Here is a 16912-nt window from a genome sequence, read left to right as displayed (position 1 = left end):
GGTGGGAAATTTTAGGGAATTTGGCGGCTAAAGAAAAGGCTGTAATTTGTACAAAAGCCGCCTTTTTTGCACTTTTTGCTCTTGACAAATCGCGCGAATATTACCGTTTACGCTTCGCGTGCAGCATCACCCAGCCTTCTTTGATTTGTGCAGGGCTAAAATCAAAGTGTTCAGCATAGGCTGCTTGTACGTCTGCAATTTGGCGTTCAAGAATGCCTGACATGACTAATTCACCATCATCAGCGACATAATCACTAATCACGCTCGCTAATTCTTGCAGTGGGCCAGCAAGAATATTTGCCACCACCACATCGGCTTTGAGTACCGGTTGATTGGCTGGTAAATAAACTTCAAGTTGCTCGGCAACACCGTTGCGTTCGGCGTTTTCTTTACTAGCAATCAAGGCTTGCTGATCAATATCAATACCCACTGCGCGCTTAGCGCCCAGCAGTAGAGCGCCGATAGCAAGAATGCCTGAGCCACAACCAAAGTCGACGACCGTCTTGGCGGACAAGTCTTGCCCGTCAAGCCAACCTAAACACAAGGCCGTTGTTGGGTGAGTGCCGGTACCAAAGGCCATGCCAGGATCTAGCATAATATTGACCGCACTTGGGTCTGGAATATCACGCCAACTGGGGCAAACCCACAAGCGTTTACCGAACTGAATTGGATGAAAGTTATCCATCCATTCACGTTCCCAGTCTTTATCTTCAAGTTGGTCGGTTTTGTACTGCAGGCCGTTTTTGAAGTAACTCGATTTTTGCAAGTTAGCAATAATTGGCTGCATATTGGTTTCAGCTGGAAATAAACCGGTAACTAAAGTTTCTTGCCAATACACCAACTCGCCAATAGGCGGTTCAAATATAGGGTTATCTTGGGCATCACGGTAAGTGACGGCCATGGCACCATTGCCTTCAAGCATGTCCCCAATAAGTGGGGCATGCTTTTCAGGCGCAGAAATAGTCAGTTGAATCCAAGGCATAGGGGTTAGTGACCACCCATGCCAAGTTTCTTCTCAAGATAATGAATGTTGGTACCACCGTGCTGGAAGTTTTCATCAGCCATGATGTCTTTTTGCAGCGGCACGTTGGTTTTGATGCCTTCAATAATAAGCTCACTCAGGGCATTGCGCATACGAGCAATAGCCACATCGCGATTTTCACCGTAAGTAATGAGCTTGCCGATCATCGAATCATAGTTAGGCGGTACCTTATAGTCCGCATACACATGAGAGTCCCAACGGACGCCTAGACCACCAGGTGGATGAAAGCGACTAATTAAGCCTGGCGATGGGACGAATGTGTTCGGATCTTCCGCGTTAATACGGCACTCAACCGCATGCCCGCGAATTACAATATCTTCTTGTGAAATAGATAACTGACGACCCGCAGCAATGCGCAATTGCTCTTTAATGAGATCGATACCGGTTACCATTTCGGTCACTGGGTGTTCCACCTGAATACGGGTGTTCATTTCTATGAAATAAAACTCACCGTTTTCATATAAGAACTCAAAAGTACCCGCGCCGCGATAATCAATTTCTATACATGCTTTCGCACAGCGCTCACCAATAAACTTACGCATTTCAGGCGTAATACCAGGTGCTGGTGCTTCTTCTACCACTTTTTGATGGCGACGTTGCATGGAGCAATCACGCTCGCCTAAGTAAACCGCGTTACCTTGGCCATCGGCTAAAACCTGAATTTCAATGTGACGCGGGTTTTCTAGGAATTTCTCCATGTACACCATGTCATTACCAAATGCAGCACCGGCTTCAGCCTTAGTGGTGCTGATAGCGCGTACTAGCTCTTCTTCTTTGCGTACTACGCGCATGCCGCGGCCACCGCCACCACCTGCAGCTTTTACAATCACTGGGTAACCAATACGCTTGGCGATTTTTTTGTTGGTTGCGTCGTCGTCACCTAGTGGGCCGCCAGAACCTGGCACACACGGAACACCGGCTTTTTTCATGGCTTCAATTGCCGATACTTTATCGCCCATTAAGCGAATAACATCTGCCGTAGGGCCAACAAAAATAAAGCCTGAGTTTTCTACCTGCTCGGCAAAATCAGCGTTTTCAGCCAAGAACCCATAACCTGGGTGAATAGCCGCCGCGTCGGTAATCTCAGCGGCACTAATAATGCGCGGAATATTTAAGTAGCTGTCGGTTGCTGGTGCATTACCAATACAAATAGACTCGTCGGCTAACAACACATGCTTCAAATTACGATCGACGGTTGAATGCACCGCCACAGTTTTAATACCGAGTTCTTTACATGCGCGCAGAACACGCAACGCAATCTCGCCTCGGTTTGCTATCACTACCTTATCTAACATGACTATGTCCTGTATCGATACGTTTATTCGATGACAAACAGAGGTTGGTCGAACTCTACCGGTTCGCCGTTCTCAACAAGAATTTGCTTCACCACGCCGCCTTTGTCGGCTTCAATTTGGTTCATCATCTTCATGGCTTCAACAATACACAGGGTTTCACCAGCTTTAACTTGTTGGCCAACGGTTACGAAATCAGCGGCGCCCGGAGCTGGAGCTGCATAGAAGGTACCCACCATAGGTGATTTAACCACGTGACCAGATAGCTCTGGTGCGGCTGGCGCTTCAGCTGGTGCAGCGGCTGGCGCTGCTGGTGCCGGCGCTGGTGCGTGGGCATACTGCTGAGGTGGTAATTGATAATGCATTGGTGCGCTTTGGCTGCCGCCGCGGTGAATACGTACTGACTCTTCACCTTCGGTAATTTCTAATTCGGCAATGCCTGACTCTTCGACGAGTTCAATAAGCTTTTTAATTTTACGAATATCCATGCCTGCTTTAACCCCAATAAATGTCTAGAAAGTTATGACTGTGAAAGTTGCTGTTTGGCTGCTTGCAACGCAAAGTCGTAGCCCTGCGCGCCAAAACCACAAATAACACCAGTTGCGATATCTGCTAAATAGGAATGCTGGCGAAATGCTTCGCGAGCGTGAATATTGGAAAGATGAATTTCAATAAACGGAATAGCTACACCGGCCAAAGCGTCGCGTAACGCAATACTTGTATGGGTGTATGCGCCCGGATTAATGAGAATGAAGTCAACGTGAGTTGTACGTGCCTCGTGCACCCAATCAATAAGTTGGTGCTCGGCATTTGATTGACGACAATCCAAAGTAATGCCTATGGCTTCGGCTTGTTCACGCAGTTGATGTTCAATTTGGTCAAGCGTGGCATGACCATAAACATCGGGTTCACGGGTGCCTAGCAAATTAAGGTTAGGCCCGTTGAGCAAGAGAACTCTATGTTTTTTCTGGTTATTTGTCGTCATAATGCTGCTATCTGCTGCGAACGTTATTGTATTGATATTAGAGGCCAGTATAGGCCTCTAGTTCAACCGTTATTTCAGCATTATAGAGAAAAAATGCAGATAAGCAGCAAAATACTGGTCTTATCACCGCCGATCGCAGCAAGTTTTAACGTGTTTTTAACGCATGAATGTGTTCAGCAAAGGTTTCTGGCGGCATAAAACCGGTTACTCGCGAGCGATTAAGTTCTTGTTCAGCGCTGAAAAATAAAATAGTGGGTAGCCCCAAAACCTGAAAACGCTGCAAAATGGCGTTATTTTCAGCCGAGTTCATGGTCACATCAGCTTGCAACAATACCATGTCGTCGGTAACTGCCCGCACTTGCTCATCGGCAAATGTTTTGCGCTCAAAATCTTTGCACGCCACACACCAATCTGCATAGAGATCAAGCATGACCAGTTGGTTATTACGCTCGGCACGTTGCAGCGCCTGCTCAATTTCTGCAACACTCGAAACCTGCTCAAATGGCAGACTATGGTGTGGCTGTGGCCACCAAGCGAACAGTAAAACCGCACCAATGGCTATCCATACCGTAGTAAATCGCGCAGCAACTTTGGTGGTCAACTCGCGTATGTCATTTAGTGCCATGTACGCAACACTGGCAATAATAAAGACGACCCACAACCAGTCAGCAATCGTGTATGGAATTAGCCGTTCAATCAGCACTAAGGAAACGCCCAGTAGCACAACACCAAACAACCGTTTGATGGTGTTCATCCAAGCGCCGGCTTTGGGTAGCAACTTGCCGCCGGTAACGCCAAACAGCAATAACGGCAGGCCCATGCCAACACTCAGCGCATACAGCACCGCACCGCCAATAGTGATATCGCCTGATTGTGCAATAAACAGCAATACGCCTGATAACGGTGCCGTAGTGCAAGGTGAAGCAATTAACCCGGACACCGCGCCCATAATAAACACACTGGAATGCGCACCACCGCGTTGCGATTGACTTAATTGGTTGAAGTAATTCTGCCAGCGTTGCGGCAATTGCAAGGTATACGCACCGAACATGCTCAGTGATAACACCACAAAAATTACCGCCAGCGTGATCAATATTGCAGGGTGTTGCAGCATGGCCTGATATCGCAGTCCGGCTAATGCAACCACTATACCTAACAAAGAATAGGTTATTGCCATACCTTGCACATAGGCCAAGCTGAGGGTAAACGCACGGCGCGTACTAAGCGGTTTCGCGGCGTTGTTCGATTGCCCCATAATAATGGCTGAAATAATTGGGTACATGGGTAATACACAGGGTGTAAATGCGAGCCCGATGCCGAGCAGCACAAACATAAGTAGAACAAGCCACAAAGGCTGGTCGGTAATGGTGTCAAAAAAGCTTGAGGTATTTTGTTGGCTGTTTTCGGCAATTTGTTCAAAATTCACAGCAGCTTCACCTTCGCCCTGAACGCCGTTTAGATAAACAGTTTTTTCAGTCGGCGGGTAACATAAGCCAGCATCGGCGCAACCTTGGTAAGAAATAATGAATTCTTGATCTGGGGTGGCTGAATGTAACTGGTAGGTGATTTCTACGGAATTCCGATATACCGTGGTTTCGCCAAAAAATTCATCGAAGTGCGCTTCACCTGGCGGCAGATGTGGTTCAGCAGCCAACTGTACTGGCGATTTCAGCACAAACCGATGTTGGTACATATAGTAATCGTCAGCAATATCCCACGTTAAGGTCAACTGGCTACCTTGTTGCTGAAAGTCAAAACGAAACGCCTCATCAACCGGTAAAAACTGATTTTGTGAGGCAAACAAGTCGTTTTGTTGCAGCTCAAATTGACTTTGTGCAGCCTGCGTAGAAGGCGCAACTGCCCATAGCATGGCACAAATAAGAACGAGAGAACCAAGAGCAATACGGTACAGCTGATGCATCATTGTTGGGTTACCTGTGTTAGCCACGCAAGATAACTTTGCGAACCTTCGGTTATGGGTAAAGCAATTAATTCTGGCACATCATACGGGTGCGCAGTTTGAATCAGATCAAATAACGCGTTCAATGAAGCGTTGGTGGTTTTGATCTGCATTGTGACTTCTTCTTCGGCATGAATGTGATCATCCCACCAGTACATTGATGTACTTGCCGCTGAGATATTCACACAAGCAGCAAGTCGCGCGCGCAACACTTTGTCGGCAATGGCTTTGGCGACATGTTTGTCAGGACAGCTACAAAGCACTAAGCGAAATTCAGTTTGCATAAGCTCACCTTGGTAACATTTTGCTCAGTATACGAAAACAAAAAAAAATTATCAGAAAACCTTGATATCAAATTTTTCTCCCCCATAAACAGGGGCACAGACAATTTTTTAACAGCTCCGGCTCATCACTGGGGCAGTGTTATTAACCACAACCTTAGGTTTAGGAGTTATCAACGATGAAACTTCGTCCTTTACATGATCGTGTGATCATTAAGCGCTCGGAAGCAGAAACCAAATCTGCAGGTGGAATTGTGCTGACCGGTTCAGCAGCAGAAAAATCAACCCGCGGTGAGGTTGTTGCCGTAGGCAATGGTCGCATTTTGGACAATGGTGACGTGAAAGCGTTAGACGTAAAAGTAGGCGACGCTGTGCTATTTAACGAAAGCTACGGTGTAAAAACTCAGAAGATCGACGGTGAAGAATACCTGATCATGAGTGAGTCTGACATTCTTGCGATCATCGAAGGTTAAGGAGAAACGAACATGACAGCTAAAGAAGTAAAATTTGGTAACAATGCACGTCAGCGCATGCTGAAAGGCGTGAACGTTCTTGCTGACGCAGTGAAAGTAACTTTGGGCCCGAAAGGCCGTAACGTTGTTTTAGAAAAATCATTTGGCGCGCCACTAATCACCAAAGACGGTGTTTCAGTGGCCAAAGAAATCGAGCTTGAAGACAAGTTCGAGAACATGGGCGCACAAATGGTAAAAGAAGTCGCGTCTAAAGCAAACGATGAAGCGGGTGACGGTACCACCACTGCAACCGTTTTAGCGCAGGCTATCGTTAACGAAGGCCTAAAAGCAGTTGCTGCGGGCATGAACCCAATGGACCTCAAGCGCGGTATTGATAAAGCAGTTATCGCTGCTGTTGCTGAGCTGAAAGAATTGTCTCAGCCGTGCAACAACTCAAAAGCGATTGCGCAAGTTGGTACCATTTCAGCAAACTCTGACGCCACTATTGGCGAAATCATTGCCCAAGCGATGGACAAAGTGGGTCAAGAAGGTGTAATTACCGTTGAAGAAGGCCAAGCGCTGCAAGACGAGCTTGACGTGGTTGAAGGCATGCAGTTTGACCGTGGCTACTTATCGCCATACTTCATCAACAATCAAGAAAGCGGCTCAGTTGAGTTAGACAGCCCATTTATCTTGTTGGTTGATAAGAAAATCTCAAACATCCGTGAATTGTTGCCGGTACTTGAAGGTGTTGCGAAATCAGGCAAACCATTGTTGATCATCGCTGAAGATGTTGAAGGCGAAGCCTTAGCAACTTTGGTTGTGAACAACATGCGCGGTATCGTCAAAGTTGCAGCCGTAAAAGCACCTGGCTTTGGTGACCGTCGTAAAGCAATGTTGCAAGATATCGCAGTATTGACTGGTGGTAATGTCATATCAGAAGAAATTGGCATGGAACTAGAAAAAGCGCAGCTTGAAGACTTAGGTACCGCGAAACGTGTTGTTATCAACAAAGATAACACCACCATTGTTGATGGCAGCGGCGATGCAGCAGCCATTGAAGGTCGCGTTAGCCAGATTCGTCAGCAAATTGAAGAAACCACTTCAGACTACGACCGTGAGAAACTGCAAGAACGTCTAGCTAAATTAGCTGGCGGTGTTGCGGTAATCAAGGTTGGCGCAGCCACTGAAATGGAAATGAAAGAGAAAAAAGCGCGCGTTGAAGATGCCCTGCATGCAACTCGTGCAGCGGTTGAAGAAGGCGTGGTACCTGGTGGTGGTGTTGCCCTAGTTCGCGCAGCGAGCAAACTAGCTGACTTGCGTGGCGACAACGAAGACCAAAACGTAGGTATCAAGCTGGCATTGCGCGCTATGGAAGCGCCATTGCGTCAAATTTCAACCAACGCTGGCGCCGAAGCATCAGTAGTAGCTAACAACGTGAAAAACGGTGAAGGCAACTATGGCTACAACGCAGGCAACGATACCTATGGCGACATGCTAGAAATGGGTATTTTGGATCCAACCAAAGTAACGCGTTCAGCACTGCAATTTGCAGCATCAGTGGCAGCATTGATGATTACCACTGAAGCTATGGTTGCTGAAATTCCAAAAGAAGAGCCGGCTGCACCAGACATGGGCGGCATGGGCGGAATGGGCGGCATGATGTAATTTCGGTTGCATCATATAATCCATTCAAAAACAATTAGTTGATATTGGTGTAGACGCAATTATAGACATCAATGTAGACAGTCAGGAAAGGGGAGGTGTTTCGGCATCTCCCTTTTTATTTGTGAACACAGCAAAGGTTAAAATTTTATTGCATTTATTTATTAAATTGTTATAAACAGTTTATAACAAACCAATAAAAGCACGGACGTTCATGCAAACTCAACAAGGAAGTACCGCGCTACGACATCACCTACACCTTGCGTGACCGCTTAGGCTCGGTGGTAACGCTAACCAACCACCACAATCTCATTATGGAGCATCGTAGCTACGACCCATTTGGCAAGCCACGCTATGGCACCATGCAGGCTAGCTCCACGGCCACGCTATTGACCATCGCCAGCGGCACACCGTTCACCCAACGCGGCTTCACCGACCACGAGCACATTGATGAAGCGCAGTTGATTCATATGAACGGGCGGGTGTACGACTACAATCTTGGCCGATTCCTCTCCGTTGATCCATTCGTTCAAAGCCCTGGTAACAGCCAGTCCATGAACCCCTACAGCTACATCATGAACAACCCATTGGCAGGGACGGATCCGAGTGGGTATAAATGGGAAACCATATGGGATCGCGAAACAGGCACGTTGGAAGAGTTAGAGCAAGTGTTAACCAAACTTGGCTTCGAAGTATCGAATGGATACGTTAACTTAAATCATCCTAAAGCCATTAAGGGTCAAGAAGCTGAAAAGTTAATGAGTAAGCTTGAAGATGATGGATATATCAAGAAAAGGCGAGGAGGTAGTAGCTCAAAATCCTCATCTGGCGGAACACTTTATAAAGTAGTTAAAGTTAAAGGTAAGTGGCAGATTGCAGGGGAAGTCGATTCTGTGACGACGGCGCATGCGGCTGTAAATGGAATTCTGAATGAAGCTGATAGGGCGGCAGGGCTGATGGGTGATCATTTAGAGCATGCATACGAAGATGACGAAATTACAGAATACACACTGTACCATAACCCAACAGAAGGTGTGTTTTGGGATTCATGGGAAACCTTCCGAGATAAAATGGGTTGGACTACTGATGTTGCAAAAGGGCTTGCTAGAGTACTGGATGATACTCAAAAGGCTGGGATAAGAGTAAAGTGGGTTGCCCATAGTCAAGGCGGTGCCATTTTTGCAGAAGCTGTCAGGTATTTAGGAAAAGATTTATCTAATACTACAGTTGCGTTTCATGCATCAGCCAGCAATACTTGGATGACCAAAAGAATTATGGCATCTTCTAACGTGAGCATTCGAGGCTTTTTAAATCACCCTGGTGATGCAGTCCCTAACATTATCGGTCTCAATACAGCAAATCCTTTCAAAATAATTCGGTCTATATGGAACGCACCATCTTTGGTTGGGAGTGAGAATGATCCCTACTGGAGTCCTCATACAATGCCGTGCCAAATGTGCGAATATACTCATTAGGAGCAACCATGAAAACTGTAGTACTATTAGCGACAACATTGTTATTTACAAGCTGTACTTTAAGTAAACAAGATTCTGGAAATGAACAAATGATTCATCACAAAATTAACCTTGGTGATAAGGTATTAGAAATTTCGCTGCCTGCCAAAGAACAGGATAAAGAGTTTATCTTTGGAAAAGAAAAAGAAATTCCTTCGACTGTGAATATAGCTGATAGGTCTATTTACAATAAACATAATGTTCATATTTTTATAAAAAATGTTTGGGGATGGAAGTCACGCTTTATTGGCCGCACTTATGGAAATTTGTCTTTTATTGCTTTAGTTCAAATTACAGATAGTGAATCCTTGAAAAATAGTCAAGCCTTAAAAACACACCTTAAGGAGCAGACTAGAAAAGAGCATGAAGAAATGATCGGGAATTATATTGATGGTGTAGCCGTTGTGGAATTACCAAAGAAATATGAAGAGATCGAAATTAATGGAAAAGAATTTGTATATTATAATATCACTTATCGTAATCAGCCTAATTCTAATTATGTGACAAAACTGTCCGACACTCATTACTTACAGCTTAGTTTTGACTATACACCCAATTCTAAAGAGTCAGAAAGTAATTGGAGAGCTGCCGCAAAAGAGATAGAAACGTCAATTGTTCAGTCGATTAAATTACTGGATGATAATTTATAGCTGAGTAAATTATTTAATGATAAAAGAGTAACTTATTAAGCCAAGCCCCCGCTTGGCTTTTTCGGATAGGCATTCGGAGCATCACCAGCAGCCCTGTAAATACCCCATTTATAACACAGTCATCTCGTAGAATATTTGCACGCTTTTTCCGGCCGATAAGGTCACAGGCACTTTATTATTTGTCACAAACTTTGAGTCCACCGCATCTTACAGGATAATAATTAGTGAAACACGTACAGCAAAATGTGCTGATAGAGTGTTCTAAGGAGATAGTATGAATGCGATGAAATTCTTAGTAATAGGTGTTTTGAGTGTGTCAATCGGGCTTGTGTCATCATCAGCTCACGCAGCCCAAGTTACAGTGAAATGGGATGACGTAAAATCATTCACTGATATTAAGGCGGTAAATGCTCGGCAAGATCGCTTTGAAGAATCGGTTATGAAAGCATTGACGGAACACGTTGAAAAATTGGCAGAACAGTTGCCTGCAAGTAATTCATTGGCGGTTACTTTCAATGATGTCGATATTGCCGGCCGCATTGAACCGACGTTTGGCGCATTGGCAAGTACACATCAACGTATACTTGATGACCTGTCTTATCCTGAGCTGATAATTTCGTTTGAATATTTGAACGATCAAGGTGAAACGATTTCCAGTGGCGAAATGATTGAATTAAAAAATTTAGCGCCTATGACGACGCGTCGTTCAACAATGGCAACCGGACGCGATAACTTGTATTACGAAAAGCAATTGTTAGATCGTTGGTTTAGCGACACATTTAAACAATAATCGGTCAAATCGGCGTTTTGTTCGGTTCGCCGGCAATTTCGCGAACTAGCTGAGGCACTAAAAACCCTGCAACTTGAGCACGCACCTTTATCAACAGGTTGCGTGCTTTTTTTTCGTCTATATCAAAATGACTGGCACCAGCAACTTTGTCTAACAGGTGTAAGTAATAGGGTATTATCCCAGCATCAAATAAACGTTCACTTAATTCAACTAAAGTGGCTGCGCTGTCATTAACGCCTTTTAGTAATACACTCTGATTTAGCAAAGTAATGCCGACTCGGCGAAAATCATTCAGGTGCGTGTTTAATAGTGAGCTTATTTCATTAGGGTGATTTATGTGTAACACCATTACCGCTTGCAGTCGACTTCGTGCCAGGTGCTGGCACAGTTCTTTCGTAAGCCGAGAAGGAATAACCACTGGTAAGCGAGTATGAATGCGAATACGTTTCAAATGAGGTATCGCTTCTAGGGCATCTATAATTTTAGATAATTGCGTATCGTTAGCCATTAACGGATCACCACCACTTAAAATAACCTCGTTAACGGCGGTATCTGATTTCACTAGTGCGACTAATTGTGTTAACTGCTCGCGGCCAAAGTGATGCTGCTCATACGGAAAGTGACGCCGAAAACAGTATCGACAATTTACTGCGCAACCACCACGTAAAATCACCAGTACGCGTGAGCTGTATTTATGCAAGATGCCCGTATAGCTGCTTTGCTGTTCTTGTAACGGATCGGTAATGAACTCTGGGTGCTGCAGAAATTCATTCGCATTCGGCATAACTTGTAACAACAAGGGGTCCTGTTCATTTTTGTGTTGCATTAAGTCGACAAAAAATCGTGGTACCCGCAATGGGAACAATTCACGAGCGGCGGCGTGGTGATCGGCCCAAGACTTTGGCAATTCAAGAATTTCCGCCAGTTGGTATGGATCGCTAATGGCTTGTGCGAGTTCCTGTTGCCACTGAGGGCGTACTTGTACGATTTGACGATTTAACACAGGCACCTTTTAAAAATGTTGATTAACGCGAATTATTTTACCTGAAAATTGCCCCGTTATGGTTTATTATTGCCGGCGAAATCGCTTAATTTGAAAGCATATGAGGAAGCTATGGCGAATTACAGCACAAACGAATTTAAAGCCGGTTTGAAAATCATGCAAGATGGTGAACCGTGCAACATCTTAGAAAACGAAGTGGTGAAGCCTGGTAAAGGCCAAGCATTTAACCGTGTTCGCATCCGTAAATTGATCAGCGGCAAAGTTGTTGAAAAAACCTTTAAGTCTGGTGACTCTGTTGAAGGTGCCGACGTTATCGACATGGATTTAGCTTATTTGTACAACGATGGCGAGTTCTGGCACTTCATGAACAACGAAACCTTCGAACAGCTAGCAGCTGACGCGAAAGCTGTAGGCGACATGACCAAGTGGCTAGTTGAGCAAGACGTTTGTACATTGACGTTGTGGAATGGCAATCCAATTGCCGTAACCCCGCCGAACTTCGTTGAGCTTGAAATTGTTGAAACTGACCCAGGCTTGAAAGGCGACACAGCGGGTACCGGCGGCAAGCCTGCTACTTTGTCAACTGGCGCTGTTGTTCGTGTGCCGCTATTCGTACAAACCGGCGAAGTTGTCAAAGTAGACACGCGCTCTGGCGAATACGTGTCTCGCGTACAAAAATAAGTTTAGGTATGCAGCTCTCTGATAATTGGCGTCCAAGCGCAACGCTTGCGACATTAAAACAAAGAGCTGCATTGTTTCGCGCTGTACGAGATTTTTTTTCCCAGCGCGATGTATTAGAAGTTGATACGCCATTATTAAGCCGGTTTGGCGTCACCGATCTTCATTTGGGAAATCTCACCACTGAATTACAAGCGTTTCCTAAGCTGCCGTTTTTCTTACAAACATCACCTGAATACGCCATGAAGCGGTTGGTTGCTGCGCATCAAACGAGCATTTATCAGCTGGGTAAAGTATTTCGGGATGACCTTGTTGGGCGTCATCATAACCCTGAATTTACCATGCTTGAATGGTATCGGGTTGGCTTCACAATGACGCAGTTAATCGATGAGGTGATTGCGTTATTGCAATTAACGCTCGGCAGTTTGCCGGTAACCCAGTTGAGCTACCAACAGGCTTTTTTGCAAGCCTTGCAACTCGACCCACTAACAGCAACGGTAGCTGAAATTAAAGCAAATCTCAGCCAGCACAGCCACGTCGCCGAACTGAGTGCGCGCGAAGATGACCGGGATACGCTGTTACAGCTAGCGATGTCAGTTATTATTGAGCCGAGCTTTTGCCCAAAGAGCATTACAGTTATCAATGACTTTCCAGCTAGCCAAGCAGCTCTGGCGCAGTTATGTCGTCACGACTCTCGCGTTGCTAAACGCTTTGAAGTGTATGTCGGTGGTATTGAACTCGCTAATGGCTATCAAGAACTGACAGATGCGTCGCAGCAACAGCAGCGATTTGAGCATGATAATGTGTTACGCCAGCAACACCAGAAACCTGAGCGCATGGCTGACTTTCGCTTGATTGCTGCGTTAGAATCAGGCTTCCCTGAATGCGCCGGAGTTGCATTAGGCTTTGACCGTTTGTTGATGTTGCAGTCAAAAAAAGATGACATTGCGCAAGTGTTACCCTTCGCAATTTCTTGCGCCTGATTAAGTAATGTTATACTATAACAAACCGCTGAATCAGGTCGTAAGGAACCGTTATGACACAACGCTCATTAGATAAAACAGGAATGTGGGTGACCACGCTTTGTGCGCTGCATTGCTTGCTGCTGCCTGTTATTCTACCGTTGTTGTCGTTAATCGGTTTGTCGTTTATCGGTGAAGAACTGCTTGAGCGCGTTATTTTAGGTACTAGTATTGTACTTGGAATTATCGCCTTATCAGCAGGTATTCGTAAACACGCAAAATTTTACCCTTTTGTCATGCTGCTGCTCGGTGGCTTTGTGTATTGGCACAAAGATAGCCTAGGCGAAATGGGCGAACCCATCATCATTCTAGTTGGCGCCGGGCTAATTGTTGCAGCGCACTGGATTAACCTACGCTTAGTGCGCCAAATCAAACCCGCTACGGTTTCCGCTTAAGTAAAACCCCGGCTTCCATATGATGGGTGTACGGGAACTGATCAAACAATGCCGCTTGAATGACTTCGTGAGTGCGCTGCAAAGACTTTAAGTTATCGACTAAAGTTTCCGGATTACACGAGATATACACAATAGTCTCGTACTGTCGTACCAATTCAATAGTATCATCATCTAAGCCGGCCCGTGGAGGATCAACAAGGACGGTTTTACAATCAAAACTACTCAAGTTAGCTTCTTCAGCACGCCGCGATTCTTTCTCACCCGCCATAACCAAACTGAAGTCTTCAGCAGACATGCGCACTAAGGTGACATTATCGATGCCATTTAGCTCACAATTGTAGCGCGCTGAATTAACCGAGGTTTTGCTTATTTCTGTCGCTAACACTTGGCGGAAATTCTGCGCAAGTGGCAGGCTAAAATTGCCATTTCCACAATATAACTCAAGTAAGTCTTTACTTCTGTTTGCCGCATTATCCGCAGTTGCCGCCAATGCCCAAGAAATCATGTGTTGATTTACCGCTGCGTTAGGCTGTGTAAAACTATTCTCAACCTGTTGAAATTGAAACTTCTTTCCTTCAATGATCAAGGTCTCGGTAATCCAGTCTTTATCCAGACAAATTTTCTGCTTTCGCGCTCTACCAATTATATCAATGCTTCCAAACTGGCTTAAAAACTGACGAAGCTCCTGCGCGGAAGCTCCCCATTCAGCGTCAAGCTGACGGTGATACAGCATTGAGATCAATGCTTCATTAGTGGTGCTAGTTAAAAACTCGACTTGAAATAGTTTTTGGCGAAGTTCCGGGCGCGTACGAATGAAGTCGAGCACGGCTGGCATCAGTTGATTAATAAGGCGACTTGCAACGGGAAATGATTCTATGCGAATTTTCTCCCGCGTTTCGGGATCAAACATAATGTAGTACAGGTCGTCGCCGTCATGCCAAACACGAAACTCGGCACGCATGCGGTAAAACTCTTCTGGCGATGCAAATACGGCAAGTGTGTCGTTGTAAAAAGGAGCGAGCATGGCCGTCAACGTTTGAGCTTTTTCATCGAGTTGTCGTGTATAGTCAGCTGGGTTCGTTGTTAGGTGTGCCATAACGTCTCCTAAAATAAGTGAGCGCGCATTGTAACGATGCTCAATGAAAAGTCTACAGCAAGCTGAAGCGATAGATCTTTACCATAAACTGACAATATAACATTGCGCATAGTTACAAAATGTTACAAGATGCGGAGTCGCGACTTAAAAAATAAGTTTGCGAAAACAACTCAAATTATAAAGAACAACAATTAGAAAACTATAAAAAGGTTAAATCTATGTCTAAAGCTACCAAAGTAGGTGCGCTAACATTAGCGGCGCTTTCATTAGCTGTTAGCACAGCTATTCACGCTCATGGTAAAGCAGGCGATGCACTTGAGCGTGTTATTGTCGAATTTAAGCCAGGTTCCAAGCATTTAATTGAAGCTGCACTTCATGAGGACGCCGATGGTCATTGGGATGGTAAGGATGACAATAAAGACGGCGATAAAGATAAAGACAAGATCAAACAACAATTCAAACGATTCAACGCCATGGCGATTGAAGTTCCACATTCAGCTATTCATGGCTTAATGAATAACCCTAATGTAATCAGTGTAACTCCTGATGAAAAACGCGAAATTCTAAGCACTCAGTGGGAACCAGGTAAGCCATATGGTATCGAAATGGTGCAGGCTGACTTGGTTTCTGATAGCGCAGCTGGTACTCGTACGGTTTGTATTATCGACTCCGGCTACGATATGGGACACCCAGACCTACAAACTTCAGGTGTAACCGGTGTGAATGACTCAGGCACGGGTACTTGGTATACCGACGAAAATGGTCACGGTACACACGTAGCCGGCACCATCGCTGCTCTATCTAATGGCGAAGGCGTTGTGGGTGTTATGCCAAACGGCCAGGTAAATCTTCATATTGTGAAAGTATTCTCAGCTTCTGGTTGGGCATATTCTTCTTCATTAATGGCCGCTGCCGAACAATGTGCTGATTATGGCGCAAATGTAATTAACATGAGCTTAGGTGGTTCACGTGCAAACCGCACCGAAGAACGCGCATTCGCTCAGCTAAATGCAGCCGGTATTCTCAGCATCGCTGCGGCGGGTAACGACGGCAACACTCGTCATTCATATCCAGCGTCTTATGACGCGGTTGTTTCTGTCGCCGCAGTTGATGCAAATGAACAGCATGCAGCATTTTCGCAGCAAACCGATCAGGTTGAGTTAGCGGGCCCAGGTGTTTCTGTATTGTCATCAGTTCCACGCGGAACTGGCGAGAAAGTTGAACTAACTGTTGCGGGTACGGCGTTTGAAGCATTGGCAATGGAAGGTACAGCACGTACTCAGGCAACAGGTGCATTAGCAAACTGTGGTTTAGGTGACTCTGCGTGCCAAGACGCAGCAGGTAAAGTCTGTTTAATTGAGCGCGGCGTTGTGTCATTTGCTGAAAAAGTACAAGCCTGTGAATCCGGTGGTGGTGTTGGTGCCGTTGTTTATAATAACGAACCCGGTGCTTTATTGGGGACTATGGGTGACTACGTTGCATCAATTCCAGCGGTTGGCGTTAGTGATACCGATGGTGCTGCTTTATTAGGACAAGTTGGCAACAGCACAACAGTTGGTGTAACTGATAGCGACTGGGCATACTTTGACGGTACTTCTATGGCCACACCTCACGTTGCCGGCGTAGCTGCATTAGTATGGTCGCATCACACGACTTGTTCTAACGACGACATTCGTAACGCATTAGCAGTCACCGCTAAAGATTTAGGAGCCGCTGGGCGAGACACAATGTATGGTCACGGCTTGGTACAAGCGAAAGATGCTGTCGATTACTTAACAGCGAATGGCTGTGGTGGTTCTACTGGCGGTGACACGGGTGGCGGAGACACCGGTGGTGACGATGGCGGTACCAAGGGCCCAGGTAATGGTAAAGGTAATGGCAAAAAGTAAGAGCTGATTACTTTTTATCTCAAAAGCCCACTTCGGTGGGCTTTTTTTGCGCGCTTCGTTCACAAAATCAGCAGTCGGCAAAAAAACACATAAAAATGTGAAAAAGGCGCTTGACGCAGCCAGTTAAATCTCTAAAATGCGCCCCACGCTTGAGGCAGACAACGAAGTCGCCAAAAGCACAAGTTTTGAGTCTGAAAA

Annotated in this window: 17 protein-coding genes; 9 read left to right on the top strand and 8 right to left on the bottom strand. The window is 45.5% G+C overall.

Annotated features, from left to right (window positions below; genetic code table 11):
- Positions 1-100 precede the first annotated feature (100 nt).
- The 6 genes from prmA to cutA all read right to left on the bottom strand — a co-directional run bounded on the left by prmA (position 101) and on the right by cutA (position 5563).
- Positions 101-982, bottom strand: coding sequence for a 50S ribosomal protein L11 methyltransferase (gene prmA, locus ASC40_RS05880; RefSeq protein WP_055438868.1), 882 nt, complete (start codon positions 980-982; stop codon positions 101-103).
- A gap of 5 nt (positions 983-987) precedes the next feature.
- Positions 988-2337, bottom strand: a complete 1350-nt coding sequence (gene accC, locus ASC40_RS05875; RefSeq protein ID WP_055438867.1) for an acetyl-CoA carboxylase biotin carboxylase subunit — start codon at positions 2335-2337, stop codon at positions 988-990.
- Between the two features lie 23 nt (positions 2338-2360).
- Complete coding sequence (gene accB, locus ASC40_RS05870) at positions 2361-2822, bottom strand: acetyl-CoA carboxylase biotin carboxyl carrier protein (RefSeq protein WP_055438866.1); 462 nt, start codon at positions 2820-2822, stop codon at positions 2361-2363.
- A 32-nt stretch (positions 2823-2854) separates the two neighbouring features.
- Positions 2855-3319, bottom strand: a complete 465-nt coding sequence (gene aroQ, locus ASC40_RS05865; protein WP_055438865.1) for a type II 3-dehydroquinate dehydratase — start codon at positions 3317-3319, stop codon at positions 2855-2857.
- Positions 3320-3464: 145 nt separating this feature from the next.
- The gene (locus ASC40_RS05860) at positions 3465-5243 is read right to left on the bottom strand and encodes a protein-disulfide reductase DsbD (RefSeq protein ID WP_245622220.1); all 1779 of its coding nucleotides are present in this window, start codon (positions 5241-5243) and stop codon (positions 3465-3467) included.
- Complete coding sequence (gene cutA, locus ASC40_RS05855) at positions 5240-5563, bottom strand: divalent-cation tolerance protein CutA (protein WP_055438864.1); 324 nt, start codon at positions 5561-5563, stop codon at positions 5240-5242. The genes ASC40_RS05860 and cutA overlap by 4 nt, the downstream gene beginning before the upstream one ends.
- A gap of 176 nt (positions 5564-5739) precedes the next feature.
- On the opposite strand from cutA, the gene ASC40_RS05850 reads away from it, so the two are divergent.
- The 5 genes from ASC40_RS05850 (at position 5740) to ASC40_RS05830 (ending at position 10631) form a co-directional block, all read left to right on the top strand.
- Positions 5740-6033, top strand: coding sequence for a co-chaperone GroES (locus ASC40_RS05850; RefSeq protein ID WP_055438863.1), 294 nt, complete (start codon positions 5740-5742; stop codon positions 6031-6033).
- A gap of 12 nt (positions 6034-6045) precedes the next feature.
- Positions 6046-7680 carry a chaperonin GroEL gene (groL, locus tag ASC40_RS05845; RefSeq protein ID WP_055438862.1) on the top strand — a complete coding sequence of 545 codons (1635 nt, stop codon included), beginning with the start codon at positions 6046-6048 and terminating at the stop codon, positions 7678-7680.
- A gap of 311 nt (positions 7681-7991) precedes the next feature.
- Positions 7992-9152 (top strand): RHS repeat domain-containing protein, encoded by a 1161-nt coding sequence (locus ASC40_RS05840; RefSeq protein ID WP_055438861.1) that lies wholly within the window; start codon positions 7992-7994, stop codon positions 9150-9152.
- Between the two features lie 8 nt (positions 9153-9160).
- Positions 9161-9841 (top strand): hypothetical protein, encoded by a 681-nt coding sequence (locus ASC40_RS05835; protein ID WP_055438860.1) that lies wholly within the window; start codon positions 9161-9163, stop codon positions 9839-9841.
- A gap of 274 nt (positions 9842-10115) precedes the next feature.
- Positions 10116-10631 carry a DUF3016 domain-containing protein gene (locus tag ASC40_RS05830; protein WP_055438859.1) on the top strand — a complete coding sequence of 172 codons (516 nt, stop codon included), beginning with the start codon at positions 10116-10118 and terminating at the stop codon, positions 10629-10631.
- Between the two features lie 4 nt (positions 10632-10635).
- Here the strand turns inward: ASC40_RS05830 and epmB are convergent, their stop codons facing one another.
- Entirely contained in the window at positions 10636-11634 is a 999-nt protein-coding gene (gene epmB / locus ASC40_RS05825; protein ID WP_241971001.1) for an EF-P beta-lysylation protein EpmB, read from the bottom strand.
- Between the two features lie 111 nt (positions 11635-11745).
- On the opposite strand from epmB, the gene efp reads away from it, so the two are divergent.
- The 3 genes from efp to ASC40_RS05810 are packed head-to-tail and all read left to right on the top strand — an operon-like array spanning position 11746 to position 13729.
- A complete protein-coding gene (efp, locus tag ASC40_RS05820) occupies positions 11746-12315 on the top strand; it encodes an elongation factor P (protein ID WP_055438857.1) in 570 nt (189 codons plus the stop codon).
- A gap of 8 nt (positions 12316-12323) precedes the next feature.
- Positions 12324-13295, top strand: a complete 972-nt coding sequence (gene epmA / locus ASC40_RS05815) for an EF-P lysine aminoacylase EpmA (protein ID WP_055438856.1) — start codon at positions 12324-12326, stop codon at positions 13293-13295.
- 53 nt (positions 13296-13348) lie between these two features.
- The gene (locus ASC40_RS05810) at positions 13349-13729 is read left to right on the top strand and encodes a MerC domain-containing protein (protein ID WP_055438855.1); all 381 of its coding nucleotides are present in this window, start codon (positions 13349-13351) and stop codon (positions 13727-13729) included.
- Here ASC40_RS05810 and trmA read toward each other — a convergent pair.
- Positions 13713-14825 (bottom strand): tRNA (uridine(54)-C5)-methyltransferase TrmA, encoded by a 1113-nt coding sequence (trmA, locus tag ASC40_RS05805; RefSeq protein WP_055438854.1) that lies wholly within the window; start codon positions 14823-14825, stop codon positions 13713-13715. The two genes, ASC40_RS05810 and trmA, sit on opposite strands and share 17 nt — an antisense overlap.
- Before the next feature lie 218 nt (positions 14826-15043).
- On the opposite strand from trmA, the gene ASC40_RS05800 reads away from it, so the two are divergent.
- Positions 15044-16714 carry a S8 family serine peptidase gene (locus ASC40_RS05800; RefSeq protein WP_055438853.1) on the top strand — a complete coding sequence of 557 codons (1671 nt, stop codon included), beginning with the start codon at positions 15044-15046 and terminating at the stop codon, positions 16712-16714.
- Positions 16715-16912 lie beyond the last annotated feature (198 nt).

The sequence above is a fragment of the Pseudidiomarina woesei genome (assembly GCF_001418345.1).
In the GTDB taxonomy this organism is placed as follows: Bacteria; Pseudomonadota; Gammaproteobacteria; order Enterobacterales; family Alteromonadaceae; genus Pseudidiomarina; species Pseudidiomarina woesei.
Note: the sequence above shows the minus strand (reverse complement) of the source record. Positions and strands in the feature narration are given on the sequence as shown.